At 60.4% G+C, this 26,489-nt stretch carries 18 protein-coding genes and 1 riboswitch; of the genes, 14 read left to right on the top strand and 4 right to left on the bottom strand.

Annotated elements, in window-relative coordinates; all coding sequences use genetic code 11:
- Positions 1-523 precede the first annotated feature (523 nt).
- From ACVOKO_RS17430 to proP, 4 genes are all read left to right on the top strand, one after another.
- Positions 524-2,137 (top strand): APC family permease, encoded by a 1,614-nt coding sequence (locus ACVOKO_RS17430; RefSeq protein WP_346500281.1) that lies wholly within the window; start codon positions 524-526, stop codon positions 2,135-2,137.
- A gap of 102 nt (positions 2,138-2,239) precedes the next feature.
- Positions 2,240-2,794, top strand: coding sequence for a DUF3228 family protein (locus ACVOKO_RS17425; protein WP_346500279.1), 555 nt, complete (start codon positions 2,240-2,242; stop codon positions 2,792-2,794).
- Positions 2,778-3,218 carry a ribosomal maturation YjgA family protein gene (locus ACVOKO_RS17420; RefSeq protein ID WP_346500277.1) on the top strand — a complete coding sequence of 147 codons (441 nt, stop codon included), beginning with the start codon at positions 2,778-2,780 and terminating at the stop codon, positions 3,216-3,218. The genes ACVOKO_RS17425 and ACVOKO_RS17420 overlap by 17 nt, the downstream gene beginning before the upstream one ends.
- Before the next feature lie 339 nt (positions 3,219-3,557).
- On the top strand, positions 3,558-5,051 hold the full coding sequence (gene proP / locus ACVOKO_RS17415; protein ID WP_346500275.1) for a glycine betaine/L-proline transporter ProP: 1,494 nt from the start codon (positions 3,558-3,560) through the stop codon (positions 5,049-5,051).
- Positions 5,052-5,390: 339 nt separating this feature from the next.
- Here proP and ACVOKO_RS17410 read toward each other — a convergent pair whose 3' ends face one another.
- Positions 5,391-5,654, bottom strand: a complete 264-nt coding sequence (locus ACVOKO_RS17410) for a hypothetical protein (RefSeq protein ID WP_346500273.1) — start codon at positions 5,652-5,654, stop codon at positions 5,391-5,393.
- Between the two features lie 448 nt (positions 5,655-6,102).
- Between ACVOKO_RS17410 and ACVOKO_RS17405 the strand changes: the two genes are divergently transcribed.
- The 5 genes from ACVOKO_RS17405 to ACVOKO_RS17385 all read left to right on the top strand — a co-directional run bounded on the left by ACVOKO_RS17405 (position 6,103) and on the right by ACVOKO_RS17385 (position 13,072).
- A complete protein-coding gene (locus tag ACVOKO_RS17405) occupies positions 6,103-8,880 on the top strand; it encodes a type VI secretion system Vgr family protein (protein ID WP_346500271.1) in 2,778 nt (925 codons plus the stop codon).
- Between the two features lie 10 nt (positions 8,881-8,890).
- Positions 8,891-9,694 carry a DUF4123 domain-containing protein gene (locus tag ACVOKO_RS17400; protein WP_346500269.1) on the top strand — a complete coding sequence of 268 codons (804 nt, stop codon included), beginning with the start codon at positions 8,891-8,893 and terminating at the stop codon, positions 9,692-9,694.
- Positions 9,691-9,891: a hypothetical protein gene (locus ACVOKO_RS17395; RefSeq protein ID WP_346500267.1), complete on the top strand. Its 201-nt coding sequence runs from the start codon at positions 9,691-9,693 to the stop codon at positions 9,889-9,891. The genes ACVOKO_RS17400 and ACVOKO_RS17395 overlap by 4 nt, the downstream gene beginning before the upstream one ends.
- Entirely contained in the window at positions 9,888-10,490 is a 603-nt protein-coding gene (locus ACVOKO_RS17390) for a DUF3304 domain-containing protein (protein ID WP_346500265.1), read from the top strand. The genes ACVOKO_RS17395 and ACVOKO_RS17390 overlap by 4 nt, the downstream gene beginning before the upstream one ends.
- Positions 10,491-10,579: 89 nt before the next feature.
- Positions 10,580-13,072: a T6SS phospholipase effector Tle1-like catalytic domain-containing protein gene (locus tag ACVOKO_RS17385; protein ID WP_346500263.1), complete on the top strand. Its 2,493-nt coding sequence runs from the start codon at positions 10,580-10,582 to the stop codon at positions 13,070-13,072.
- Between the two features lie 164 nt (positions 13,073-13,236).
- On the opposite strand, the gene ACVOKO_RS17380 is transcribed toward ACVOKO_RS17385, so the two are convergent.
- Positions 13,237-13,785: a hypothetical protein gene (locus tag ACVOKO_RS17380; RefSeq protein WP_346500261.1), complete on the bottom strand. Its 549-nt coding sequence runs from the start codon at positions 13,783-13,785 to the stop codon at positions 13,237-13,239.
- A 555-nt stretch (positions 13,786-14,340) separates the two neighbouring features.
- On the opposite strand from ACVOKO_RS17380, the gene ACVOKO_RS17375 reads away from it, so the two are divergent.
- The 4 genes from ACVOKO_RS17375 (at position 14,341) to ACVOKO_RS17360 (ending at position 21,007) form a co-directional block, all read left to right on the top strand.
- Complete coding sequence (locus ACVOKO_RS17375; RefSeq protein ID WP_346500259.1) at positions 14,341-14,925, top strand: DUF3304 domain-containing protein; 585 nt, start codon at positions 14,341-14,343, stop codon at positions 14,923-14,925.
- Positions 14,926-15,486: 561 nt separating this feature from the next.
- Positions 15,487-18,384 (top strand): type VI secretion system Vgr family protein, encoded by a 2,898-nt coding sequence (locus ACVOKO_RS17370; protein WP_346500257.1) that lies wholly within the window; start codon positions 15,487-15,489, stop codon positions 18,382-18,384.
- A gap of 3 nt (positions 18,385-18,387) precedes the next feature.
- Positions 18,388-20,010, top strand: a complete 1,623-nt coding sequence (locus ACVOKO_RS17365; RefSeq protein WP_346500255.1) for an esterase/lipase family protein — start codon at positions 18,388-18,390, stop codon at positions 20,008-20,010.
- A gap of 115 nt (positions 20,011-20,125) precedes the next feature.
- Positions 20,126-21,007, top strand: a complete 882-nt coding sequence (locus ACVOKO_RS17360; RefSeq protein WP_346500253.1) for a T6SS immunity protein Tli4 family protein — start codon at positions 20,126-20,128, stop codon at positions 21,005-21,007.
- A 532-nt stretch (positions 21,008-21,539) separates the two neighbouring features.
- On the opposite strand, the gene ACVOKO_RS17355 is transcribed toward ACVOKO_RS17360, so the two are convergent.
- Positions 21,540-21,755 carry a DUF4287 domain-containing protein gene (locus ACVOKO_RS17355; protein ID WP_346500251.1) on the bottom strand — a complete coding sequence of 72 codons (216 nt, stop codon included), beginning with the start codon at positions 21,753-21,755 and terminating at the stop codon, positions 21,540-21,542.
- A 345-nt stretch (positions 21,756-22,100) separates the two neighbouring features.
- A complete protein-coding gene (gene ahcY / locus ACVOKO_RS17350) occupies positions 22,101-23,546 on the bottom strand; it encodes an adenosylhomocysteinase (protein WP_346500249.1) in 1,446 nt (481 codons plus the stop codon).
- A gap of 32 nt (positions 23,547-23,578) precedes the next feature.
- Positions 23,579-23,697, bottom strand: a riboswitch (S-adenosyl-L-homocysteine riboswitch).
- 116 nt (positions 23,698-23,813) lie between these two features.
- Here ahcY and ACVOKO_RS17345 point away from each other — a divergent pair.
- On the top strand, positions 23,814-26,312 hold the full coding sequence (locus tag ACVOKO_RS17345; protein ID WP_346500247.1) for an alpha/beta hydrolase family protein: 2,499 nt from the start codon (positions 23,814-23,816) through the stop codon (positions 26,310-26,312).
- The last annotated feature ends 177 nt before the right edge of the window (positions 26,313-26,489 follow it).

The raw sequence follows: 26,489 nt of genomic DNA, 5'->3' as shown, positions 1-26,489 counted from the left end.
TTCCCGCCTAGCCTTGCTGTTTTCGTTAAAAACACGAACCCCCCCTGCCGCTCTTGGCGCCGCACTACGCTTTGCCCCCTCCCTTTCGCGTAGCGAAGGGGAGGGCTGGGGAGGGGTTGGCTTTTGACTGGGTGGAGCCGAGCCAAGCGAGGCGGGGGGCATGGCGGGAAAAACCCAGCCCAGCCATGCGCGGCACTACCGCGTTGCCCCCTCCCTTTCGCGTAGCGAAGGGGAGGGCTGGGGAGGGGTGCTTTTTGCAGGAGGTTGAAGCAGCGGTTCGCGTCGTAACTGCAGCATGGCCGGGGACGCCTCTGCCGAGCATGGCTCGGCACTACACCGCGCAGCGAAGATGAAGACGCCTGGCTTTGCCGTTGCCGGCATGTCGATAAACCGCGGACATCCGCTACCTGTGCCGGTTCTGGCTGCAACATTCTTCTGCCGAAAACGACGCCCCGCTTAACATCCGGTTTGCGATGATCGGCCGCCAGCACCGTACCGGTGTTGCCCTATCTGGAAAGCCACCATGAACGCCTCCAGCGCCATCCGCCGCGACGTCGGCCCCATTGCCCTGATGCTTACCGGCTTGGGCTCGATCATCGGCTCCGGTTGGCTGTTTGGCGCATGGCGCGCGGCGGGCCTGGCCGGGCCGGGGGCGATCTGGGCCTGGGTGCTGGGCGCGGCCATCATCCTCACCATCGCCCTTACCTACGCCGAACTCGGCGCGATGTTCCCCGAATCCGGCGGCATGGTGCGTTACAGCCATTACTCGCACGGCTCACTGGTGGGTTTCATCGCTGCCTGGGCCAACTGGATCGCCATCGTCTCGGTGATCCCGGTGGAAGCCGAGGCCTCGGTGCAATACATGGCGTCGTGGCCGTGGCAATGGGCGCAGAACATGTATGTGCAGCAGCCCGGCGGCATGGGCGAGCTAAGTCATGCCGGTCTGCTCATCGCGGCGGTGCTGGTGGTCGTCTACTTCCTGATCAACTACTGGAGCGTGAAACTGTTCGCGCGCTCCAACAGCATCATCACTCTGTTCAAGTTGATCGTGCCAACGCTGACGGCTGTGGCGCTGATCGCCAGTGGCTTCCATACCGAGAATTTCTCGGTTGGCTTGAAAGGCGCAGGTACGCCGATACTGGATTTTTCGGCGATCCTTACCGCCATCGCAACCGCCGGCATCGTTTTCAGTTTCAACGGTTTCCAGAGCCCGGTGAATCTGGCGGGCGAGGCGCGTAATCCCGGCCGCAGCATTCCGTTCGCAGTGGTGGGCTCCATCCTGTTGGCAGCGGTGGTTTACGTGCTGCTGCAGGTGGCTTACATCGGCGCGGTGCCGACGCAGATGCTGGCCGAGCACGGTTGGCATGGCATCGATTTCCGTTCGCCCTTCGCGCAACTTGCCTTGATCGCCAACCTGCATTGGCTGGCGGTACTGCTGTACGTGGATGCTTTCGTCAGCCCCAGTGGTACCGGCATGACCTATACCGCCACTACCGCACGCATGATCTACGGCATGCAGCAGAACGGTACCGCGCCCAAGCTGTTGGGCAACATCCATCCACGCTGGGGCGTGCCGCGCCCGGCGATGTGGTTGAACCTGGCGGTGTCGTTCCTGTTCCTGTTCTTCTTCCGTGGCTGGGGCACGTTGGCGGCGGTGATTTCGGTAGCCACGGTGATCTCGTACATGACCGGGCCGATCAGCGTGATGTCGCTGCGGCGCACCGCGCCCAATCTGCATCGTCCGCTGCGGATCATTGCACTGCCGCTGTTGGCGGGCGTGGCTTTCGTGATGGCCACCGAACTGCTGTACTGGGCGCGCTGGCCGTTGACCGGCGAAATCATCCTGTTGATGGTGGTGGCCCTGCCGATCTACGTTTACTACCAGCGCAAGATCGGCTGGCATGATTTTTCCCGGCAGCTGAAAGGCGCGCTGTGGCTGATCTGCTATTTGCCATTACTGGCGCTGGTGTCGTGGGCGGGCAGTACCGCCTTCGGTGGCGCCGGCTACCTCAGCTACGGCTGGGATCTGCTGCTGGTAGCGGTGATCGGCGTGGTGTTCTACCTGTGGGGCGTGCATTCGGGCTGGCGCACGCCGTCGATGGATGTGGCCGAGCGCGAAGCGCAGGCGCATGGCTGATTGGCACTGATGGTGGTTGCGCGGTAGCGCTCAGGCAGATGCGGCGGTTCCGGTCCTGGCGTTGATCGTCGACAATATCGGTATCCTTTGCTGGAAGCGCTGATGTCCATCTACCTGACGCCGTTTGCACGTACCCGCTTGTTTCCGCGCACCCCTCGCGCCAATACCATCCAGGACTGCAGCGCCGAGGCGTTCGAGCAGCACTTGAACGCGCATGCCGCCGACAAGGTGCTCGATGGCTATGCGCCGTTCTGCAAACTGCATGTCTATCGGAACTGGACCAGCACCCGCTGCCTGACCGTGTCGATCACCGAGCAGAACCGCCATCTGCTGCGCTCCGGTTACGAGGCGCGCAGCCGCGAGGAGCTGCCGGTGCTGGTGCGCTGGTTCGAAGGCGTGGAGCCGGCCGTGGCCGACTATCTGGTCGTGATCCTCTACAGCCGCGAGCAGTTGCAGAAGGAAGGTTCGCCGATCGAGGCGGACTGGGGCGTGGTGGGTTGCCTTTACACCGCTACGGCCGAGGAAATCCCAATGGCGCCCATCACCATGATGCGCAATGCGCTGGGTGTGGAAGAGGGTGGCTCCGGCGTGCCGATTGACCGTGCGGCCTATGCGCGTGCGGTGGATTTCTGGGGTGCCAATGCAAACTGGCGCTGATTCGCTGCTGCGTACGTCCAGTCAGCCCGCGCGTCTATTCGGCTTGAGCCCTTGGCATCTTGCGCTGGCGCTGCTGGTGTTCGCGGTGGAGGTTTTCATCGCAACGCGCCTGCCACATGTGTCGTGGGTGCGTGCCTATCTGGGCGATGTACTGGTAGTGGTGCTGCTGTACGCAATGATCCGCAGCGTGCTGCGCATCAATGACTATCTGGTGCTGCTGGCGGTGTTCGTCTTCGCCTGTGGCATCGAGATGGCACAGTACTTCCATGTCGCCGAGCGCTTGGGTTATGTGCGTGGCGATGTGATGTATACGGTGATCGGCAATACGTTCTCGTGGGGCGACATTGTCTGCTATGCCGTGGGCTGCATCGCAACGGGTGTGATCGTGCTGCTATCGCGTGCCCTGTTTCGCATTCATCGTTGATGCGTAAGCGCATGACGCGTGTGTCTGCATTGCAGTCAACGCGTCTTTAACAAGCCTTAACGGCTGTTCGCGTAGAATGCGCCGGCTCAGCATCATTCAGCGATTACGCACAGGCAACCTGCCTGTTGATGCTTGGACAGCCGGCACTACGCCTTACCGGGATGATCCCGGTTTTTTCTGTCCCTGACCGTTCCCATGGCCTTGCCGTGGGGCATTCCTTCGTGCGCATTACGGCCTGCGCGAACTCATGCAAGCCATGGCCAAGCACGCAAACCACTCAGTAACGGGAGGACTGGCCCTGTCATGTCTACAGGTGAATCCACTATCCGCAATGAGCCGATGCAAATCGATGACATCACCGTCATCGATAAGGCAAAAGTAAAAAAAGCAGTCACTGCCGCCGCGTTGGGTAACGCGATGGAGTGGTTCGACTTCGGTGTGTACGGCTTTGTTGCCTATGCGCTGGGTAAAGTGTTTTTCCCCGATGCGTCGCCCAGTGTGCAGACCATTGCCGCGTTGGGTACGTTCTCGGTGCCGTTCCTGGTGCGTCCGTTGGGCGGCGTGTTTTTTGGGGTAATGGGGGACAAATTCGGCCGGCAGAAAGTGCTGTCGGCAACCATCATCCTGATGGCCATCAGTACCTTCTGCATCGGCTTGATTCCCTCCTATGAAAGCATCGGCATCCTTGCGCCGATCCTGCTGCTGCTGTGCAAGCTGGCGCAGGGCTTTTCGGTAGGCGGCGAGTACACCGGTGCTGCGGTCTTCGTTGCCGAGTTCTCGCCTGACCGGCGCCGCGGCTTCCTGAGCAGTTGGCTGGATTTCGGCTCCATCATCGGCTTCGTTTCTGGCGCCGGTGTGGTGGTGTTGTTGAGCAGCATCGTCGGTGAACAGCAGTTCCTGGAGTGGGGCTGGCGAGTTCCGTTCTTCCTTGCAGCGCCGTTGGGCCTGATTGGCCTGTACCTGCGTCATGCGGCGGAAGAAACACCGGCCTTCACCGAGCAGTTGGAGCGCATGGAGAAGGAGGATCAGGATGCCGTGGGCAGTGCACCGCGCATATCGTTCACCGAGATCGTCAGCAAGTACTGGCGTTCCCTGCTGGTCTGCGTGGGAATCGTGCTGGTCACCAACGTCACCTACTACATGTTGCTGACGTATATGCCCACCTATCTGTCGCACAACCTGCACTACTCGGAAGACCACGGTGTGCTGATCATCATCGTGGTGATGGTGGGCATGTTGTTCGTGCAGCCCTTCGTCGGCATGGCCAGTGACCGCATTGGCCGGCGGCCGTTCATTGCGGCTGGCAGCCTGGGCTTGTTGGTCGCCGCGATCCCTGCCTTCCATCTGATTACCAGCGGCAACACCGGCTGGATCTTCGTTGGCTTGTTGCTGTTGGCAGTGCTGCTGAACTGCCTGATCGGCGTGATGGCTTCAACGTTGCCGGCAATGTTCCCGACGCGCGTGCGTTACAGCGCGCTGGCCAGTGCGTTCAATATCTCGGTGATCGTTGCCGGTGTAACCCCGACGCTTGCCGCATGGCTGGTGGAAACCACCGGTGACCTGATGATGCCGGCGTACTACCTGATGGTGGTGGCAGTGATTGGTTTGATAACCGCTTACTTCATGCATGAGACGGCCAACAAGCCGATGCGCGGTGATACGCCCAATGCGGGCAGCCGTAGCGAAGCGCGCGAGCTGCTGCAGGAGCAGTATGACCATATCGAAGCCAGCGTTGATGGGCTGGATGTGGAGATCAACGACATGCAGGACAAGCTCGCCAACCTTGAGCGACGCAAGCAGGCCTTGATCGACCGGCATCCCGACCTGGTCTGATCAACTCCCTCCCTTGCACCAAATGTGCAGGGGAGGGCTTTTGACCGTGTAGAGCCGAGCCAGGCTCGGCTGAAGCCTTACCGGGAAACCCCCTGCCGAGCAGGGCGCGCCACTACCGCTTCGCCCCCTCCCTTTCGCGCAGCGAACGGGAGGGTTGGGGAGGGGTTGGCTTTTGACTGTGTAGAGCCGAGCCATGCTCGGCTAGGGCTCTACCAGGAAAGCCTCTGCCGAGCATGGCTCGGCACTATCGCTTCGTTCCTTCCTTTCCGCGTAGAAAAGGGGAGAGCGCCTTCGCAAAAAACTCAACGCCCGCGCATTCACGCTGATCAGAAATACAGATCAAATATTGCAGCGGAAGCGCAACGCATTGAGCTGCGGGAAGCGCGCGATGATGGCGATGGCTTCCTTCCAGTGGCTTTCAAACGCATCCTCTTCCACCGGCAGAAACACCGGTGCGACATCATTGAAGCGGAACTCAATTCCGCGGTCCGGTAATCGTTGGCGGCTTATCGCCGTCGGCGTGCGGCCATTGCGAAGATGCCAGACAAGTTCTTCAATCACGGTATTCCAGGCATCCACTTCAAGATCATCAATCCACTGCATGTGGCGGTCCTTGGCTCGGTGGTAGTGCAGGGCAACGCGGGTGGATGAAGTGCTGGGTACGGCTGAATCCAGATAATGACCAACCGATCATCGCTCAATTGCGCTGGCGCTGCGCGATCTGCGCAGATGGGCTGTCCAATGCATCTGATGCTGTCCGGAGCATACGCATGTTCGGACATTCGAGACGAATCTTGATTTTGAACGGATTAATGACGGAAACAACACGTCAGCGAGTGTTTTCGCGGCTTTCGAGTTGATCGGTAACCGTTGAAATCAAACGCATTGCCCCTGTGCGGTGGCAGCCGCCGCTATGGATGGGCCGGGATGCAGGGCGGAGACTGTAATGCCGGCGCCGTGAAAACCTGCGCCGCCGACTTCTGGTAAATTCCGCGAAAGGAATCCGATTTGTGTCTGCAGATTGCAGACAGTCATCACATCTGGAATAGGCATGGATAAGCTGAATAACCTGATGGCGCAGGTCGCTGTGCTGGGTAATGCACAACGGCAGTACCAATTGCAGTGCGACGACTTTGGCAGCAACGTGGTCGAACGTTGGCGGGGGCGCGATGCCTTGTCCGCACATGCCATCACTGAAGTGGACGTACTTGCCACCGACCAGGGCATCGATCTGCAGGCGCTGATCGCCAAACCGGCGGTTTTGCTGATGCGTACCGCGCAAGGCGATGAGCAACGCCGCAGCGGTTTGATTGCGTCGGCGTGCCGCATTGGCAGCGATGGCGGCTTGGTGCGCTACCGTTTGTCATTGCAGTCCTGGACCTGGTGGCTGCAGCACGCGCGGCATAGCCGCGTATTCCAGGACAGGACTGTTCGACAGATTGTGGACAGTGTCCTCGAGGACTATCCGGATCTGGCGAACTGGCGCTGGGCCGAGGGCTGCGATGACTTCATTGCCTCGCGTGTGCGCAGCTACTGCGTGCAATACCGTGAGAGCGACCTCGACTTCCTGCAACGGCTGCTGGCAGAGGAAGGGCTGGGGTGGCGTCTGTACCCGGAAGAGCAGGCCCCGTGCGGCAACGGCATGGAGATTTTCGCCGACAGCTTGACGCTGCCGCAGGATGCGGCCAGCGCCAGCGTCGGCGTGCGATTCCATCGCAGTGATGCCACCGAGTCCAGCGACAGCATTCAGACGCTGGGACGGCAGCGTGCGCTGGGCAGTACCCGCATCAGCCTGCTCAGTGACGATTACCGGTCCGTGCGCGGCGTCAGCGCGCAGCTGCCGCTGGAGGGCGGCGGCGAGCAATCGCAGCGTGAGAGTTACGACGCGGTCGGTGCCTATGCTTTCAACAGCGCTGCAACAGCAGCGTGGTATGCCAAGCTGCAGGCGCAGGCGCATGAAGTGCACAGCCGCCCCTGGTTGGGGCAGGGCACGGTACGCGGCTTCCAATCCGGCACCTGGTTGCAGGTACAGCAGGCGCCGTTTTCGGAAGCGCCGGAGCTGCTGTTGACCGAGGTGGATCACGCCGGTATCAACAACCTGCCCACCGATGTCCGGCAGTCGATGGACGCTGCGCTGGGCACGGCGCCCATAGCCGATGCGGATACAGCGCTATGGCAGCAGGCCGAAAAAGTGGGCTACGCCAATCGATTCAAGGCCACCGAGCGCGCGATGCCGTGGCGGCCAGAGCTGGTGGACGGCACCGGCCAGCGGCTTAACCCCCGGCCCACTGCGCCCGGCTACCAGACCGCACGGGTGGTGGCATCGCACGGCGGCAAGGGCCAGGACGTGCACGCGGACAGCATGGGCCGTATCCGCGTCTGCTTCCATTTCCAGAATGGCGAAGCCGATACCACTTGGTTGCGCGTTGCGCAGCGTTACGCCGGCCCGGGTGTCGGCGCGCAGTTCCTGCCGCGCATCGGCCAGGAAGTGCTAGTGGGGTTTCTGGACGGCGACATCGACCGGCCCATCGTGCTGGGCGCGCTCTATAACGGACGCGGCGAAGCTGGCATCGCCCCGACGCCGGCGGGTGCCAGCGCCAGTGACGATCGCAGCGCCTACGGGCAGGCACGCGATGGCGCTACCAGTGCCCAAGGCAACCTGAGCGGTGGCCACGCCCCGGCATGGCATGCAGTTGGCGCAGGCGACGAGGCGCATCGCAATGCCGGTGCTGTCTGGGGTATCCGCTCGCGCGAATGGGAAGGCGGCCAAGGCAGCAATCACCTGCTGTTCGACGACAGTGACCAACAACTGCGCGTGCAGCTGGCCAGCAGCCAGCAGACCTCGCAGCTGAGCCTTGGCCATCTGCGCCACCAGGCCGACAATTTCCTCGGTAGCCTGCGCGGCACCGGCTTTGAACTGCGCAGCGACGCCTGGGGCGCGGTACGTGCCAGCTCCGGCGCATGGTTCAGCGCCTACGCGCACCGCAGCGACACCCCGGCTGGCGAAGCCGTGCAGCCGGCGGCCCTGCTCAACCAACTGCAAAGCCTGAGCACCCGTTTCAGCCAAGCCGCACGCACCCACCTGACCAGCACGCTGGTGATGAAGGAGGGCGCGCGTGGCAAGGAGCGCTCAAGCATCGTGCCGGATCAGGCACCACTGGCCGCAATGCTGGCCAGCGCCAGGACCACGGTAGCCGGCACGGCATTCGACGCCGCCAGCGGCGAGGCCGCGCAGCGCCAGGCCACAGCAGGCAGCGGCCGCGTCCCCCACAGCGGCGATCCGCTGCTGGGCTTTGCCGCACCCGCAGGCATCGTCCACGTCGCAGGGCAGGCCCTGCACTGGTCGGTAGGCGAAGGCCTGCTGCTGGCCAGCGGTGGCGACAGCGACACCGCAGTGATGGGCAACGCCCGCCTGCACGCCGGGCAGGCCATCGGTATGTTGGCCTGCGCGGTAGAGGGCAGCGCTGAAGGCGGAAATGCATTGAGCGTGGTGGCCGGCACCGGCGAATTGAACGTGCAGGCCCAACACGACGAAGTGCGCCTGCAATCGCGGCAGGCGCTACGCGCAGCCAGCGCGCAGGGCGTGGTGGAGCTTGCTGCAGGCAAGACGATCCACATCGCCACTTCGGGCGGCGCCAGCATAACCATCGAGGGCGGGAACATCACGTTCAACTGCCCGGGCACGATTACGGTGCATGCGGGTAAGAAGTCGTTTGTTGGGCCGGTACAGAAGGCCTATCCATTGCCAAATTTCCCGCAGAGCATCTGTGTGGAATGCCTGTTGATGGCTGCCAAGTCGGGCAGTGCATTGGCAAAGAAGACGGCATAGGTAGATGCATATGTACTGGTATGACAAGCCAACAGAGACCGCCATTGGTCAGATGGCAGAGCATATTGAAAAGTTGCGAGGCAACTGTCCCTACATCTATGCATTGATGGACCCATCCATGGAAATGGAGCTTGTGGGTGCGTTGGCAGGCAAGCTCTCTAGTCCTCCGATGCGTCTCTACGAGGGGCTCTACGATGGCGAGGGGATGGAACGCGTAGATCCGTATCTAGTAGGAATACAGGGCAAAGATGAAGCGATCGTGCTGTCTGAGGCTCTCGCCGGTGTGCCTGCTCTGAGCTTCATAGGGGCAGTTCTTGATCCCGAATCCATGAGGGCCCATTTGCGTGCTCATCTTGAGGCGCGATCTGCCGACGGCCAAATCTTTCTGCTGCGTTGGGCAGACACTCGAGCGCTGCGTGCGTTGCGCGATGTGCTTGACGAGGTGCAGTGGGCGAAGGTCATGACGGGGTTATCTGCATGGTGGAGCTTCGATAGAAAAGGGGAGCCCGTGTGTTTCTCCAGCGACGACAATCCGAGTGGTGCCATCGGCGCTCCGACAAAGCTACGGCTGAATCCAGGCCAGATGACGCGATTCGAGGTTGTCATGACTGCGGATCTGATGCTTGGCTTCATTCATGATCATGCGCACGTATATGGCGAGTTCACGCAGAGGATCTCGTATGCGCAATGTCATGCGATTGCAGATGAGCTTGTTGGTATTGGCTCTTTGGAGCGCTCGTCCGGGGATGATCATGATTCAAGCGGATTGGAGAAGATCTACGACGCCCTGCATTCCCGAGGATGGTTGCTATGAATATTCTCGCCGCTACTGACGCGCTTTCCAGTTCTTCGGAGCCGAATCTCCATGGAACATCGCGTGGATCTGTTGATGAATTTCCAACAGTCGATGAAGGGTGTGCTACTAACGATGGCCATAAGTATCAACAGGAAGGAAACATGCACTGCCTTTTAGGTCTCTCTGTCGTCAGTACTTTGGGTGATTTGTCATGAGTCGATACTTGGGCCTGCTGAAAATAGCCAGTTTCCGTAATGTCTGGTGGTTTGGTTTTCTGCTCGCTGTATTTTCGATCGGGCCAACAGGGTGTGAGAGTCGCGAGTCGAGGGCAAAGGCGCTCGAGAGGGAAAGACTGATCGCCATAGGTCAATGGCCTCCCAATCACAAGCCGGGTGATCTGGTGCCAATGGGAATCGGTCTCCTGAACTACACAGATGAGGAAATAGACGAGGTCTATGTTGGGAGCTCTTGGGCAGCAAATGTTCCAAAGCACAGTTCCTCCACAGGGGCTGGCTCAGCAGATACGCCGGCGTTTTACGATCCGAACTACAAAATAAACGTGCGCTGGCGGAATGAGTCGCTATTCAAGAGTGATGAGAAAGCGTTGTTCAATAGAGATATGGTGCCAGAGGTGCCCCAGAAAGATAGGCTTGGCCGCATGACTTGGCTGTGGATTGCGTTCTTTCCCGATGGGTCTGTCAAGTTGTTTCCGACCTTTGCGAGTCCGGGGGATCCCGATTTTCCTGATGGCCTCATTGATCCTACTAAAACGTGCATAAGGGAGCGTCCCGATAATAGGGAATCCTGCTACTAATTATTTCTAAAGTATTGTTCGAACTTTAGGAAGCTTTTGGAACAGAGATAAGTTCATCAGTTAATCCGGTAACGGCAAGGAACGCTGTAATGACTCAGAGTGTAATTACTTCATTTAGTCCGGAGGATCCGCTTCAGTTAAGTGCTGCCGAGCGATCTTTGGCTGCTCGCATGGCGGTACCCTCTGCGGCAGTGCTAGGCTGTTGCCGGCCTTTGGAGATGGGCTTTTTTTTTGACGGTACGCGCAATAACTTGAAGTACGATGAGGTGCTTGAGACACATAGTAACGTCGCAAGGCTCTATCAGGCGTTTGATGCCCGGCCGGATAATGACGGGAGTAACTTCTATCGATATCGTACTTATGTGCCCGGTGTCGGAACTGAATTTAGGCAGGAAGTTGGTGATGCCGGTATTGGAATGCATGCAGTAGCTGGTGCAGCCGCAGGATGGGGGGGCGAAGCCCGCATTAATTGGGCACTGCTTCAGTTGCAGAATAATTTGCATCGGCATTGGTTTAGAGATTCGCTTTCCGTGCGAGAGGAAGATCTATTGGCTGTTCGACGTATGAGCACAGACATGTCATTGCCTAGCATGCAGCTCCATCTTGGTGGCAAGGTTATTCAACCAAAAGGGGCCGAGGATGTGCGTGCGCGAGGAGCTGTTAGCGCGAAGCAGTCTTTTCAGTCCATATTTAGTACGCATTGGCGTGCAACAAATACGGACGGTCGGCGACGTAAGCTTGCAGAGCGGCGCAATATTCTCCACAAGAAGCTGCTACCATTGATTCCTGCAAGGCTGCCGAAGATTGATGGCATCCGGCTCTACGTTTACGGTTTTTCCCGTGGCGCTGCTGCAGCGCGTACGTTCGTACATTGGTTGCGTGATCTATGCGATGAGCCAACGGGTCCAATGACAGTCTGCGGCCTGCCGATGAAGGTTGAGTTTCTGGGACTGTTCGATACCGTGGCGTCCGTGGGAGCCGCACAAGGTGTACTGGATGATCTGGCAACCGGGCACGGTGGCTGGGCGCAACGAAGGGATATGCGCATTCCGGACGCAACGATAGTCACGCGATGCCTGCATTTGGTGGCCGCTCACGAAGTGCGAGGTTCGTTTCCATTGGAGTTAGCCAGTGGCCCCAACGTCACCGAGGAAGTCTTTCCAGGTGTGCATTCGGATCTGGGCGGAGGCTACGCCCCCAATGAGCAGGCTAGAGGTGAAGGTGATGCCCAGAAGCTGTCGCAGTTGCCTTTAGCGCGTATGTATCGCGCGTCCTTGGCAGCCGGCGTGCCTTTGCGAGATATAAACTCACTTCCTGATACGGTAAAGAAATCTTTCCGGATCTCCCCTGTGCTGGTAAGGCGATTCAATGCGTATATCGCGCAGTGTCAGAGCGGAGCCAAAAACACTCGCGAGCTGATGAAGGATCAGTATCGGCTCTACTTGAGATGGCGTAAGTTGCGGCTTGGAAAACATGGAGAAATCAATCTGGGCTCGGCACAGGATCGCGTCGATATTCTTGGTGCAGATCGAGAATTGAAGCAAGAAGCTGAGTTGCTGGAGAAGATTGATGGAGTGCAGCGCGTTCGAGGAAGTGCCTGGCTGAGTGGTGGCTACCTGGGCATGCTCGATGATGCCGGCATTCTGGTTGCTCGTGGAGGGGCGTACTCGTTGATCGGCTTGCTGGGAGGATATCTCCATCCAGCTTGGGCCACCTTCGATGACGTTCCAGGCGGGACGATCGCGAGCATCAGTCCATATTATTCGGGCATGGCTACGGTGGAGCTCGCATACGCACAGGAGCTGGCTGCACGCAAGAAGTACGAGATGTGGCGCGAGATCAAGAATGCCTGGCAGAGCAATGCTGCACTTCATGCCGACATTGTTTCCTTGTTTGACCTGCATGTGCACGATTCGCGAGCTTGGTTCAAGCCACTGGGACAAGATGATGATGTTTGGGAGCAACAGAATAAGGCAGAGATAGAAAGGCTATTGAAGAAGGAGAAAGCGTGGAATGAATCCAATCAAGGGTTGAACTCCGTCGCGAACGCAGTGCGAGGCGTAAGCCTTCCTTTGTTAGTGTTGCCCAGAGTTGGGCCAGCTCCCCTCAGTGACGAGGAGAAGGCTACATTGGCGAGCTATCGAGCGCGACTGAAACTATCCGGAAAAATTGAAGGAGATGTTTCAAAGGACTCGCTTCCACTTCAGGAGTCCGGTCGCGAGATCTATGCGTTGTGGGGATATCTTCGCTGGCGAGGGATGTTCGAAGATAATTTCGCTGAGTTCAGGGCGGACTATCCAAGACTCGCGTCCGCTTCCAGACAACAGTTGATAGAACGGCAGAAGCATCTGGAAAGGCAGTTGCGCGTACTTCGTGAGAGAGAGGCAAGCCTTAGGAAGCGAGCATCCGATTCCGCGCCTTCGATCACGTTAGGCGGTGGAGGTGGAGGGGGTGCCATGATGGGATATATGGCAGATGCGCAAGCACTTTTTGCCGAAATTCAGCCAGCAGAGCGAGAGTTGAAGGCTGTGAATGTATTCATTGACGAGATTGGTCCACTGTCGTGGTGGGAATCCCTATGAGTACTTTTGGTGGATAGAAAATGAGGGTTCTATTTTTATCGATGCTGCTTTTGGTCAACGTGCTCACAGGTTGTCAGAAGCAACCAGAGAAGCCCGCGCAACAACCAGCAAGCTTAGAGCAATCGTCGGCTCCAATATATGCAGTGTCCAAATACGGGTTCAGGTCACCAAAGGTCGGCCGGATTCCGGTATTTTTTCAGATCGAAGAAGAACGCGAGAGGGGTAATATCCCCGCCAATTAGCCTGCGCGAGGTGGAATGGCGCTGGATGCGAGCTTGTTGATACAGAAAAGGATGTCGAAGAATGCAGCTGCGAAGGGTCTTGTTATTTGTCGGCTGGGCTTCTCTTGCATTGGCTTGCGGGCGAAGTGCAGGGGCTGTTCCGGTTGCGACTGACGTTGCAACGCCGGTGGCGGAAGTTTGCGCCGGAAGTGGCTGTGCTGAGCCCAGATTGGATAGCGATATCGGGTTTGCATTGTGCCCGGACGGGGCGCTTTCCGTGGCAAGAGATGCCGCGTCGTCCAGTACTCTGGTTATATGTGACTGCCGTTGCACGTCGCATGACAATACAGGCTGGGTCGTACTCAAGGATGGTTCGGCCGGTGTGCGGTCAGTAGTGTCGATATTTCCGGGCATGATGGCCTCGCCTGAAATGTTCTCAGTAAGTACGTCGCCGATAATCAGGGATCTGGTTGTTGGTGTGCCGATGTGCATGCCAGTAGACCGAGCTCAGCTGGAAAAGAGTACTTTCATTACACTGAGCAAGCGGCCAAGTGAGTCAACAGAGTTTCCGTACTGCTTTGATCCGCTCTATATCTTGGCTGAGGGAAGTACGGTGAAGCTGAAGCTTGGAAGTCGTTGGATCGATCCTAATGATGCTGAGTTCTTTGGTCGGCGAGTTCTTGAGGAAGATCTAAATCGTTTGTACTGCTTGCTTGGTGACGATGAGGTCGCCCAGTGCTGATCTATGCATCACTTCGAACTTCGGCGTTATTGGTTGTGTGCGTGGTTCTGGCAAGCTGGTTCGGGCGCAGTAGAGACACGGAGAGAGGTTCTGTGTTCGCGCGGTCGGCAACATTAGATGGGTGATAGTAACCAAAATTGGAGCGGCTGCATTATTTGTGATGGGCAGAATGTGGCCATGCTTGGAGTTCCGCTGGATTTCTCAGTTTTAGTGTGTGGTCTTCTGTAGCGTTTATTTCATGGTGCGTCGCTCTTAAGTCACTATTGCTTCGAAAATTGGAAATGCGGATGCAATTTGGAGGTTGTATGTTTTCGATTTTTCCGCGTTTATTTGGTTGTCTGCTGAGTTTTGTTTCTAAAAATGGGTCGCGCTTATTTGTAATTTTGGTTTTATGTGGAGGTGTCGCTTCTTGTCGAGAGCAGGGCGCCGGTTCGCAAGAACTTCCTCCTGATGAGATTGGGCTTGGTCTGTCCGGTTTGAACTATACAGATATGCCAATTGGATCAATCTATGTAAATGGATCTTGGGGTGGGGCGGTTCAGTCGTACAATAATGGCAATGGTTCTGCGGGAAGCGTTGCGTTGCCCTATCCTTGGAAGCCAGGGACGAAGGTGACAGTAAAGTGGAGTGATGACGCACTGTATGTGCGCGATAAAAATGCTCTGCATACAGAAGAAGTTGAAGTTCCCCCGTATCCGTTAATCCACTCTGGTTATTTGTGGGTGGCGTTCTTTCCAGGTCGGAAAATTAAGGTTTATGCATCGGGTTATTACCCTGGCCATTTGAATTTCCCCGACGGATTGCTGACCCCCGCGGAAACATGCAAGCGTGATCCAGAGTGCATGGATTGGTATCGAAGCAAGGCGCCGCCGAGGGTGGGTCATTACTAGTTGAGGTACAAATTTTTGCTCGCCAGCTGGAAACTGGCTAGTCGCTGCTCGAGCGTGACCAGCAGAATGCGAGCAGTTTTTGATATCAAATGCTCATGAGGTGATTGGGGCCATGGACGTCAACGACAGATGTCCGGCGTAGCCAATGCTGAAACTGGCTGCTTCGGTTCTGCTAGCGGCATGGGGCATCCCTAGTCGAGGTGGCCAGACACAACTGTAGCTATCTGACGGATTGTTGGTGGGCGGTACAACGCACCCGCTGACCTTGCACCAGCTTGGGTCGGTGGTACGACGTGACTTAATGGTTGTCTTAGTCGTCGCGAAAACGTGATGTTGGTCGCTCAAATCGCCGGCGATTCGCTGGCAACACAATTGTGAACAGGCTAAATGCCCTGCTGTTTGCGTACAGCAAATCCCAATGATTCCGGCAGATTTCCCGCTGTTCCCCCCAATCCAGCCCCTCCAACCCGTAACGCAGGCTATAGGAAAGTTCTGATAGATTCGGACTGGGGGATCTGATTGCGTCTGCTGAATGGCGGGCGGGAATGGCATTGGGTTGGCATGGATAAGCTGAATAGCCTGATGGCGCAGGTGGCTGCGCCGAGTGATTCACAACGTCAGTATCAATGGCGATGCTCTGGGTTTGATGGGGGCATGGTCGAACGCTGGTGGGGCCGCGATGGCCTGTCTGCGCATGCGCAGACGGATGTGGATGTGTTGTCCACAGATCAGAGTGTCGCGCTGGACGCGCTGCTGGGTACGCAGGCGACGCTGCTGATGCGCATGGCCGATGGTGGCGAGCAGCAACGTAGCGGCTTGATCGCGCAGGCGCAGCGGATGGGCAGCGATGGTGGGCTGGTTCGCTATCGGCTATCGCTGCGCTCGTGGACCTGGTGGCTGCAGCATGCACGTCACAGCCGTGTGTTCCAGGACAAGAGCGTGCGCGAGATCGTCGACGCGGTGCTCGCCGACTATCCGGACCTGGCCAACTGGCGCTGGGCCGAGGGCTGTGACGAATTCATCGGGACGCGTGTGCGCAGCTACTGCGTGCAGTATCGCGAGAGTGACCTGGACTTCCTGCAGCGGCTATTGGCCGAGGAAGGGCTGGGGTGGCACTTGTACTCTGAGGAACAGGCACCGTGTGGCAACGGCATGGAAATCTTTGCCGACAGCCTGGGCTTGCCGCAGGACGTCAGCAGCGCCGCGGCCGGTGTGCGCTTTCATCGCAGTGATGCAACCGAATCCACAGACAGCATCCAAACGCTGGGCCGGCGCCGCACCTTGGGCAGCACTGGGCTGAGCCTGCTTAGTGACGACTACCGGCAGGTGCGCAACATCAGCGCGCAGCTGCCTTTGGATGGTGGTGGCAACACCTCCCAGCGTGAAAGCTATGACGCGGTAGGCCCGTATGCGTTCAACAACGCCAGCGCGGCGGATTGGTATGCGCGCCTGCAGGCGCAGGCGCATGAAGTGCATGCCCGCAGCTGGCAAGGTCAAGGCACGGTACGGGGTTTCCTTTCCGGGACATGGCTTGAAGTGCAGCAGGCGCCGTTTGAGATCGCGCCCGAGTTGCTGCTGGTTGAGGTGGAACATGCCGGCATCAACAACCTGCCGACGGATGCACGTCAGGCGATGGATGAAGCACTTGGCGCTGCGCTGATGGCGGGCGGCAATGCCGGGCTTTGGCAACAGGCGGAAAGAACCGGCTACGCCAACCGATTCAAGGCGACCGAACGGTCTTTGCCATGGCGGCCGGCCTTGCAGGATGGCAGCGGCCATCGCTTGAATCCACGGCCCACCGTGCCGGGTTACCAGACGGCGGTGGTTGTCGCCGGTCAGGGCGGCAACAGCCAGGATGTGCATGCAGACAGCCTGGGCCGGGTGCGGGTGCGTTTCCATTTCCAGGACGAGCAGGGCGACACCACGTGGTTGCGGGTGGCTCAGCGCTATGCCGGCCCGGGTGTCGGTGCGCAGTTCCTGCCGCGCATCGGACAGGAAGTGCTGGTCGGTTTTCTTGATGGCGATATCGACAGGCCCATCGTGTTGGGCGCGCTCTACAACGGCCGTGGCGAAGCGGGCGTTGCGCCCACGCCTGCCGGTGCCAGCGCCGATGCCGATAACAGCGCGTATGCACAGGCGCGCGATGGCACGCCCAGCGCGCAAGCCAATTTGAGCGGTGGCCACGCGCCGGCATGGCATGCGGCGGGCGCAGGTGATGATGCGCATCGCAACGCGGGCGCGGTGTGGGGCATCCGCTCGCGCGAATGGGAAGGCGGCGAGGGCAGCAATCATCTGTTGTTCGATGACAGTGACCAACAACTGCGCGTGCAGTTGGCCAGCAGCCAGCAGACCTCGCAGTTGAGCCTTGGCCATCTGCGCCATCAAGCGGACAACTTCCTCGGCAGCCTGCGCGGTACCGGTTTTGAATTGCGTAGTGATGCCTGGGGCGCAGTGCGCGCAACTGCAGGCGGTTGGTTCAGTGCCTACGCGCATCGCAGCACCAGCCCGGCCGGTGAAGCGGTGCAACCGGCGGCCTTGCTCAATCAGCTGCAGGGCCTGAGCACGCGCTTCAATCAAGCGGCGCGCACGCATCTGACCAGTGCTTTGGCGATGAAGGAAGGCGCGCGCGGCAAGGACCGCTCGGCCATCATCGGCGATCAGGCACCGTTGGCGGCGATGCTGGCCAGTGCCAAGACCACGGTGCCGGGCGCGGAATACCAAGCTGCAAGCGGCGAGGCCGGGCAACGGCAAGCCTCGGCTGGCGACGGCCGGGTGCCGCATAGCGGTGATCCCTTGCTGGGATTCGCCGCGCCTGCGGGCATCGCGCAGGTGGCAGGGCAGGCCCTGCATTGGTCGGTCGGCGAAGGCCTGCTGCTGGCCAGCGGCGGCGACAGCGATACCGTTGTGATGGGCGATGCGCGCCTGCACTCGGGCCAGGCCATCGGCATGTTGGCCACGGCGGTGGAAGGTGGCGCTGACGCTGGCAATGCCTTGAGCGTGGTAGCCGGCACCGATGAATTGAACATGCAGGCGCAACACGACGAAGTGCGCCTGCAATCGCGGCAGGCGCTGCGCGCAGCAAGTGCGCAGGGCGTGGTGGAGTTGACGGCGGGCAAGACCGTGCATATCGCCACCACCGGTGGCGCCAGTGTCACCATCGAAGGCGGCAACATCAGCTTCAACTGCCCCGGCAAGATCACCGTGCATGCGGGCAAGAAGAGCTTCCTCGGTGCCACCCACTTGTCCACTGAGATGAACAGTTGGCCGGAGGCGCAGTTCGATGATGTGTACGTGGTGTGGCACCGGGCCACGGGCGAGCCCATGCCCAACACGCGGGTGCAGATCACCCGCGGCGATGGCGGGCGCAGCGAAGTTGTTACCGATGCGCATGGGCGCCTGCCACGGCAGCGCGGGCAGGGCATCGATGAGGTGCTCATCAAGATTCTGGGGAAGGTCTGACGCATGGAAGAGAAACAGGACGTTGTGCTGCCCAGCGGAGACTGGGACGAGGATGGGCGGCCGGTTGCGCGAGCGCGGCTCACCCAGGTCAAGGACAAGCGCGACAAGGTGGTCGAGGCCGATACCGATGCGGTGATTCCGGTCATCTTCCTGCCCGGCATCATGGGCACCAACCTGAAGTCGAAGATCACCGGCGATCCGGTATGGCGGCCGCCCAATACCGATGGCGTGGGTGCGGTGCTCGGCGCGATCGGGCAGATGTTCGTGTTCCTGTTCCGTGGTGCCGCAACGCGGCAGCGGTTGTTGAACCCGTTGACCTCGGAGGTTGACGATGGCGGCCCGCTGGATGCGGAAGATGTGATTCCCGAGGCGCTGGCGCGCGAGCGCGGCTGGGGCCAGTTGATGCGCTCGGCCTACAACCCGGTCATGGCCGAGATGCACCGCAAGCTCAATGATCTGATGTCGGCTGGCAAGCTGCAGCCGTGGTGGGCCGAAGAGGGTGCGCGCGCGCCGGCCGAGTATGGCGAGATGGTTGGCGGCAACGCTGCACTCACGCTGGAGCAGGCCAAACATGCGGCGCACTACCGTTTCGAGGTGTGGTCTGGCGGCTACAACTGGCTGCAGAGCAATCGCCTCTCGGCGCAGGATATTGTCGCGCGCATCGACAGTGTGATCCTGCCGTACTACGCCACGCGGGGTATCAACGCGCAGAAGGTGTTGCTGGTTACCCATTCAATGGGCGGCCTGGTAGCGCGCGCGGTATCGCAGCTGTCGAACTACGGCAAGTTGCTCGGCGTCTCCCATGGCGTGATGCCGGCGACAGGCGCAGCGGCGACGTACCACCATTGTCGTGCTGGCTATACCGGTGCATCCAGCATCATTCTGGGCCGCGATGCCGGTGAAGTGGTGGCGATCCTGGCCCGCTCACCCGGCGGTCTGGAGCTGCTGCCCGCTGCGGATTACAACGAAGGCAAGGCGTGGCTGGAGCTTGGTGACAAGGGGGCGCGTCTGCCGGTTGGCGCAGATCCGTACAACGAGATTTACCTCAACACCAAATGGTATGGCTTGGTTCCCGAGGGCAATACCGGCCTGCTCGATCCGAGCGCACCGGCACCGGCGGCCGCATCGGCACGCGAAGAGGAAGATGGCCCCGCGCTTACGCCGCGCACCAGTTTCCAGATCAACATCGAAGGCGTGCGGGATTTTCATAAGGACATTGAGCGCAAATACCACAAGCCGACCTTCGCGCATTACGGTGATGACGCCAAACAGCTTGCCTGGGGTGATCTGGCCTGGAGCGGCGGCAGCATGACCGGCGCGGATTCGGTGACGCCGGTGTCGGATAACCACAACGGCAAGATCAAACTGCAGGACGCGGTGGGTGTGATCAAGCTGGAAATCGCCGATCCCACCAATCCAGGCGATGGCACAGTACCGGCGTGTTCAGGTGCCGCCCCCAAAGCTGAGGTCACAGGATGTTTCCGCCAAGGCAGTTTCGGCACCGGGCAGTACGCGCTGAAAGGAAAAAAGGGCTATGACCATCAAGGAAGCTACAACGACGAGCGCACCCGCTGGGCAACCCTCTATGCCGCCGTGCGGTTTGCGCAGAGCGCGGACTGGGCATGAGGTGTTGCACGCGATGATGCGCCGGCCGCTGCTGTGCAGCCTGCTGGTTGCCACACTACTGACCTTTGCCTCGGGCGGCGTTGCCGGCGCGGCACCGATACAACGGGGAAGCGAAATGAAGACTTTGTGTGTTGGGCGATTCCTGCTGGATGTGCCCGCCGCTACTGCGGTCCAACCCGGTTATGTGTATGCACGCAAGAAGGTGGAGACGACTACCGGCGTATCGGCAGAAGCCTTCCGCCAGCGCGTTGCTGCGCGGATTGCGGCGCTGAAGGCTGCACGTCATCGCAGTGGCGAGTCCATGTCGGTGAGTGAGACCCGCTTTGACGACGATGCGGTATTGGTTACTTCATGGGTCAGCGACAGCAGCCGCGCCGGTCATCGCCAGGAACTGTACGTGCTGGACCCTGCGCATAGCGTGCAGTATTTGGTCAGTGGCGAAACCGAGGCTGCGAAACTGCCCGCCGCCATCGAGAATTACCGCGCATTGCGGCCGAGGATCAGTTACCGCGATCCCAACACCATTCCCACCGCTGCGGGTTTCTGCATTGATTCGGGTTTCATTGCCGGCAACCGCATCAACAGTGAGGAAATGACCATCGGCCTGCGCCCGCGCGCCTATCCGGGCGCGCGCATGACGCTGATGTCCTATGTCACTGGCAAGCCGGATCAATCGCTATTGCAGCGCGCCTCCGATCTGCCGCCGGAGTACGCGGCCGCCGCAGCGCGAATGCGCAATCTGCGCCGTGGCGAGCGCGATATCGGGCCTATCCAGGGGCAGGAAATACTGGCCGGTGCCGAAGAGGGCGGGCGCAGGATGTATGCCTTCCTGTGGGAATCACAGGGGCGCGCGGAATCCCTGCAGTTCCCGTTCCTGTCGCTGCAGTTGCTGACCGACGACAAGGCGCAGGCGCCAGCATTCCGCGACGACGCACAGGCGCTTGGGTTGTGGGACCAGGTGCTGGGCAGCCTGCGTCTGCGCCCGGGCGCGATCTGAGTGCCTCGTGTTGTGGGAGCGGTGTAAACCGCGAAGCTGGTGTTGCTGGAATTCCAGAATTCTTTGCGATCTGATGGGGTATCAGCTTCGCGGCTGATGCCGCTCCCACAAAAGAAGAAAATTTCGCGGTGCCGCCGCAATGCCGCTTCTGTAGGAGCGGCGTAAGCCGCGAAGCTGGTGTTGCTGAAATTCCAGAATTCTGTGCGATCTGACGGGCCATCTGCTTCGCGGCTGATGCCGCTCCTACAAAAGAAGCAAACGTCGCGGTACGTCGCAATGCCGCTTCTGTGGGAGCGGCGTCAGCCGCGAAGCCGGTGTTGCTGGAATTCCAGAATTCTGTGCGATCTGATGGATTATCTGCTTCGCGGCTGACGCCGCTCCTACAAAAGACGCAAATGTCGCGGTACGCCGCAATGCCGCTTCTGTGGGAGCGGCGTAAGCCGCGAAGCCGGTGTTGCCAAAGGCTCGCGCATTTTGCAGGCACTCATCGCTGCGAGGTTGCGCGTTCCTGCAATACCCAATGCGTGGCTTGTCAGGCCCCGCTCTGCGCCCGTTGGTAAGCGACCAATGCATTGGCATGACCGTGGCCGATGCTGTGTTGCTCCTTGAGAAAGGCGACCTGTTCCATGTGCTTCTTTTCCTTGACCGTGTCCAGCAACTGCAGCCAATGCTTCACCGGCTTGCCGTAGGTCTTTTCGATGGACGGAAAGTACGATGCAGGGCCTTGGACTTTCTCGCTGGTGCTCATGGGCGTTTCCTGAAAGGGAGGATGCCGGGCAATGATGCGTCAAGCGCGGGGTGTTGGCGATTCAGGTGCGTCTGAAGGGCGGCGATGCGGCGTTTGGTGACGGCAATGGAGACACCCAAAAGCAGAACGGGCGCCTTGCGGCACCCGTTCTTTGAAGCTTTGAAGCTTGCCCTCACCCCAACCCCTCTCCCGTGAACGGGAGAAGGGCTCAAGAACCCGTTCGCGAGAGGGGCTCCATCTGTAGTGCCGAGCCATGCTCGGCAGGGGCCTTACACGCCAAAAGCTGCCCTCACCCCAACCCCTCTCCCGTGAACGGGAGAGGGGCTCAAGCAAAGGCTTTACCGATCAGTAGCGGTAATGGTCCGGCTTGAACGGGCCGTCGACCGGCACGCCGATGTAGTCGGCCTGTTCCTGGCTGAGGGTGGTCAGCTTGACGCCGATCTTTTCCAGGTGCAGGCGGGCAACTTCTTCGTCCAGCTTCTTCGGCAGCAGGTACACCTTGTTCTCGTAGCTGTCCTTGTTCGCCCACAGGTCGATCTGTGCGAGCGTCTGGTTGGCGAACGAGTTGGACATCACGAAGCTCGGGTGGCCGGTGGCGCAGCCCAGGTTGACCAGGCGGCCTTCGGCCAGCAGGAAGATCGCGTTGCCGTTCGGGAAGATGTACTTGTCCACCTGCGGCTTGATGTTGACGTGCTGCACGCCCTTGTAGCCCACCAGCGCATCGACCTGGATCTCATTGTCGAAGTGGCCGATGTTGCAGACGATGGCCTGGTCCTTCATCGCGCTCAGGTGCTCGATGCGGATGATGTCCTTGTTGCCGGTGGTGGTGACGTACAGGTCAGCACGGCCCAGGGTGGATTCGATGGTGTTGACCTCGAAGCCTTCCATCGCCGCCTGCAGGGCGCAGATCGGGTCGATTTCGGTGACCACCACGCGCGCGCCGTAGGCACGCAGCGAAGCAGCGCAGCCCTTGCCCACGTCGCCGTAGCCGCAGACCACGGCAACCTTGCCGGCCAGCATCACGTCCATCGCGCGCTTCAGGCCATCGGCCAGCGACTCGCGGCAGCCGTACAGGTTGTCGAACTTGCTCTTGGTGACCGAGTCGTTGACGTTGATCGCCGGGATCAGCAGGGTGCCGGCCTGGGCCAGCTGGTACAGGCGGTGCACGCCGGTGGTGGTCTCTTCGGAGACGCCCTTCCAATCCTTGACCACGCGCGCCCAGTAACCCGGGCGCTCGACGGCAACGCGCTTGAGCAGGTTCTTGATGACCTGTTCTTCGTGCGAGGCAGCAGCTTCGTTGACCCAGTTGCTGCCGTTCTCGAGCTCATAGCCCTTGTGGATCAGCAGGGTGACGTCGCCGCCGTCATCGACCACCAGCTCCGGACCGGTCAGGGTGCCGTCGGCCAGGGTGAAGGTCAGCGCGTCCAGGGTGCAGTCCCAATATTCTTCCAGCGACTCGCCCTTCCATGCGAACACCGGCGTGCCGGTGGCGGCAATCGCGGCGGCAGCGTGGTCCTGGGTCGAGAAGATGTTGCACGAAGCCCAACGCACTTCGGCGCCGATGTCCTTCAGCGTTTCGATCAGCACGGCGGTCTGGATGGTCATGTGCAGCGAACCGGTCACGCGCACGCCCTTCAGCGGCAGCGTAGCGGCGTGCTTGCGGCGGATCGACATCAGGCCCGGCATTTCGTGCTCGGCGATGTCCAGTTCCTTGCGGCCCCAATCGGACAGCGAGATATCGCGGATCTTGTAATCACCTTCCTGCGAGAAGGTAGTGGCAACAGCGTTCATTTATAGCTCCGGTGTGGTGCGAGCAAGCTCGCGTTCGCCGGGCGCCGTTGTTGCGTGAAAGCCGTCCGAGCCTGGCCGTTTGGGAAGTCCGTGCAAGAACACGGGCTGTAGTGGACGGGTCCACCCAACGGTCGCAGCGCCCCTCGGAACGGGCCGGCCATTATATCGCGCCAAGGCGCCCGCGCCGCTGGCCCAACCAACGGCAGGGGCCAGCGGCGATGGGGATTGTTAAGTTGGGGGATTGTTTCCGTCCAATAGGAATGCGCCATGAATCTGACTTCCCGCCGCCGTCGCCGTACTTCTGCGGTTCTGGTGCTGTGCGCCGGCCTGTTGTTGGCGGTTCCGCCGGTCATGGCGCTGGCCCCGCCGGTGCAGAAGGGGGCGCAGCAGGGTGAGGGCTACCGCCTGCCGTCAGCGGCGCTGCAGGCGGTGGTTGACGCCCCGCGCGCGCCCAGCCTGTACCTGTCGCCCAAGCGTGACCTGACCGCGCTGCTGCAGACCCCGGCGCTGCCGTCCATCGCCCAGGTGGCGGCCCCGGAGCTGAAGCTGGCCGGGCTGCGCATCAACCCCAAGACCGTGTCCGACAGCCGCTTCTCGTTCGGCAGCAAGCTTTGGCTGGCGTCCACCAGCGACGGCAAGGAACGGCAGATCACCGGCTTGCCGCAGCCCTTGTCGGTGGCCTCGCTGGCGTGGTCGCCGGACCAGAAATACCTGGCCTTCAACCAGTTGGATCCGGCTACGGGCAGCAACGAGTTGTGGCTGGTGGATGTGCAGACCGGCAATGCACGGCGCATCGCCGAGCGGCTGAACAGCATCGTCGGCAACGGCTACAGCTGGCTGCCGGGCAGCGACGCGTTGCTGGTGCTGCAGCGTCCGGCAGGGCAGGGCGCCCCGCCGCAGGGCGACGGCGTCCCCACCGGGCCGGCGGTGCAGCAGACCGAAGCCGGGCAGGGCGTGCGTTCGGTACGTACCTATCAGGATCTGCTGAAGAACGAAGACGACGCGCGGTTGTTCGCGTATTACATGCAGGCGCAGCCGGTACGGGTGTCGATCAGCGGTGACAGCAAGCCGGTGGGCGCTGTGGGTATCTACCTTGGCCTGTCGGCCTCGCCGGATGGCAGCTACCTGTTGAGCCAGCGCGTGCAGCGGCCGTTCTCCTATGCGGTGCCGGTCAGCCGCTTCCCGCGCCATATCGAGGTGCTGGATGCGCAGGGCAAGCTGGTGAATACGGTGGCGCGTCTGCCGCTGGTGGATGGCCTGCCGACCGGCAACGATGCCGTGCCCACCGGCGTGCGTTCGATCAGCTGGCGCGCCGATGCCCCGGCAACCCTGGTATGGGCCGAAGCGCAGGATGGCGGCGATCCCTCACGCGAGGCCAAGGTGCGCGATGCGGTACTGATGCAGACCGCGCCCTTCGAAAAGCCGCCGGTGACGTTGGCGCAGCTGGGCTCGCGCTATGCCGGTGCTACCTGGGCCAACGGCGAGTTGGCGCTGCTGGATGAGTACTGGTGGAAGAACCGCCAGATGAAGCAATGGAAGATAGCGCCGGATCATCTCGACCAGGCTGCGACACTGCTGGTGCAGCGTTCGGAAGATGACCGCTACAGCGACCCGGGCGAGCCGCTGATGCAGATGGACAGCGCCGGGCGTTCGCGCCTGCAGCTCACCGCTGATGGCAACGGTTTCTACCGTGTTGGTGAAGGTGCATCGGCCGAAGGCGATCGCCCATTTCTGGATCGCGTTGATCTGGCCGGCGGCAAGAGCGAGCGTCTGTTCCAGTCGCAGGCACCGTATTACGAAATGCCGTTGAGCATCATTGAAGGCGAGGATGGCCGCATCCTCACCTACCGTGAGTCCAACGACGTGCCGGCCAATCTGTACGCGCGTGGTCTGGCGGCCGATGCCAAGCCGATCGAACTCACCCATTTCGCGCACCCGCTGCCAGCCCTGCGTGGAGTGAAGAAGGAGCAGATCCGCTACAAGCGCAACGATGGTGTCGAGCTCACTGCCGATCTGTTGCTGCCGCCCGGTTACGACCCCAAGAAGGATGGCCCGCGCCCGCTGCTGATGTGGGCCTACCCGGCCGAGTTCAAATCCGCCGCCGATGCCAGCCAGGTCAGCGGCTCGCAGTACCGCTTCAACGCCATCAGCTACTGGGGGCCGCAGGCTTTCCTGGCCAAGGGTTATGTGGTGCTGAACAACCCGACCATGCCGATCATCGGTGAGGGCGATACCGAGCCGAACGATACCTATGTGCAGCAGCTGGTCGCCAGTGCGCAGGCAGCGGTGGACGAAGTGGTGAAGCGCGGTGTCGGCGACCGCGAGCGCATTGCCGTGGGTGGCCATTCCTACGGTGCTTTCATGACCGCCAACCTGCTGGCGCATACGCGTCTGTTCAAGGCCGGTATCGCGCGTTCGGGTGCCTACAATCGCACGCTGACGCCGTTCGGCTTCCAGGCCGAGGAGCGCAACTACTGGCAGGCACAGGACGTGTACCAGAAGATGTCGCCGTTCAACTACGCCGACAAGATCAAGGACCCGATCCTGTTCATCCATGGCGTTGAGGACAACAACTCCGGCACTTTCCCGATCCAGAGCGAGCGCATGTTCGCGGCGGTGAAGGGCTTGGGCGGCACCTCGCGGCTGGTGATGCTGCCGAACGAATCGCATGGTTACCGTGCACGCGAATCGATCATGACCATGCTGGCCGAAAGTGAAGACTGGCTCGACCGTTGGTTGGGTGCCGAAGCCGGCAAGAAGCGCTGACGTGTTGCCCGCCCTTGCGCCTTCGGCGCAAGGGCGGGAATGTAGTGCCGAGCCATGCTCGGCATTTCGTCTCACCTGTAGTGCCGAGCCATGCTCGGCAGAGGCGTTACCAGCAAACCCAATGTAGTGCCGAGCCATGCTCGGCAGAGGCGTTACCGGTAATGCCCCATGCCGAGC

The organism is Stenotrophomonas sp. STEN240 (assembly GCF_056756175.1).
The sequence above is the reverse complement of the archived record's forward strand: the minus strand, read 5'-3'. Positions and strand labels throughout refer to the sequence as shown.

Excerpts from the sequence above, each read along its gene's own strand:
- ACVOKO_RS17380 (WP_346500261.1), bottom strand. The coding sequence starts at position 13,785 with ATGCACATCGGCACACCAACAACCAGATCCCTGATTATCGGCGACGTA.
- ACVOKO_RS17405 (WP_346500271.1), top strand. The coding sequence starts at position 6,103 with ATGGATAAGCTGAATAACCTGATGGCGCAGGTCGCTGTGCTGGGTAAT.
- ACVOKO_RS17385 (WP_346500263.1), top strand. The coding sequence starts at position 10,580 with ATGACTCAGAGTGTAATTACTTCATTTAGTCCGGAGGATCCGCTTCAG.
- ACVOKO_RS17425 (WP_346500279.1), top strand. The coding sequence starts at position 2,240 with ATGTCCATCTACCTGACGCCGTTTGCACGTACCCGCTTGTTTCCGCGC.
- ACVOKO_RS17355 (WP_346500251.1), bottom strand. The coding sequence starts at position 21,755 with ATGAGCACCAGCGAGAAAGTCCAAGGCCCTGCATCGTACTTTCCGTCC.
- ACVOKO_RS17420 (WP_346500277.1), top strand. The coding sequence starts at position 2,778 with ATGCAAACTGGCGCTGATTCGCTGCTGCGTACGTCCAGTCAGCCCGCG.
- ACVOKO_RS17345 (WP_346500247.1), top strand. The coding sequence starts at position 23,814 with ATGAATCTGACTTCCCGCCGCCGTCGCCGTACTTCTGCGGTTCTGGTG.
- ACVOKO_RS17370 (WP_346500257.1), top strand. The coding sequence starts at position 15,487 with ATGGATAAGCTGAATAGCCTGATGGCGCAGGTGGCTGCGCCGAGTGAT.
- proP (WP_346500275.1), top strand. The coding sequence starts at position 3,558 with ATGCAAATCGATGACATCACCGTCATCGATAAGGCAAAAGTAAAAAAA.
- ACVOKO_RS17390 (WP_346500265.1), top strand. The coding sequence starts at position 9,888 with ATGAGTCGATACTTGGGCCTGCTGAAAATAGCCAGTTTCCGTAATGTC.
- ahcY (WP_346500249.1), bottom strand. The coding sequence starts at position 23,546 with ATGAACGCTGTTGCCACTACCTTCTCGCAGGAAGGTGATTACAAGATC.
- ACVOKO_RS17430 (WP_346500281.1), top strand. The coding sequence starts at position 524 with ATGAACGCCTCCAGCGCCATCCGCCGCGACGTCGGCCCCATTGCCCTG.
- ACVOKO_RS17400 (WP_346500269.1), top strand. The coding sequence starts at position 8,891 with ATGTACTGGTATGACAAGCCAACAGAGACCGCCATTGGTCAGATGGCA.
- ACVOKO_RS17375 (WP_346500259.1), top strand. The coding sequence starts at position 14,341 with ATGTTTTCGATTTTTCCGCGTTTATTTGGTTGTCTGCTGAGTTTTGTT.
- ACVOKO_RS17395 (WP_346500267.1), top strand. The coding sequence starts at position 9,691 with ATGAATATTCTCGCCGCTACTGACGCGCTTTCCAGTTCTTCGGAGCCG.
- ACVOKO_RS17410 (WP_346500273.1), bottom strand. The coding sequence starts at position 5,654 with ATGCAGTGGATTGATGATCTTGAAGTGGATGCCTGGAATACCGTGATT.
- ACVOKO_RS17365 (WP_346500255.1), top strand. The coding sequence starts at position 18,388 with ATGGAAGAGAAACAGGACGTTGTGCTGCCCAGCGGAGACTGGGACGAG.
- ACVOKO_RS17360 (WP_346500253.1), top strand. The coding sequence starts at position 20,126 with ATGAAGACTTTGTGTGTTGGGCGATTCCTGCTGGATGTGCCCGCCGCT.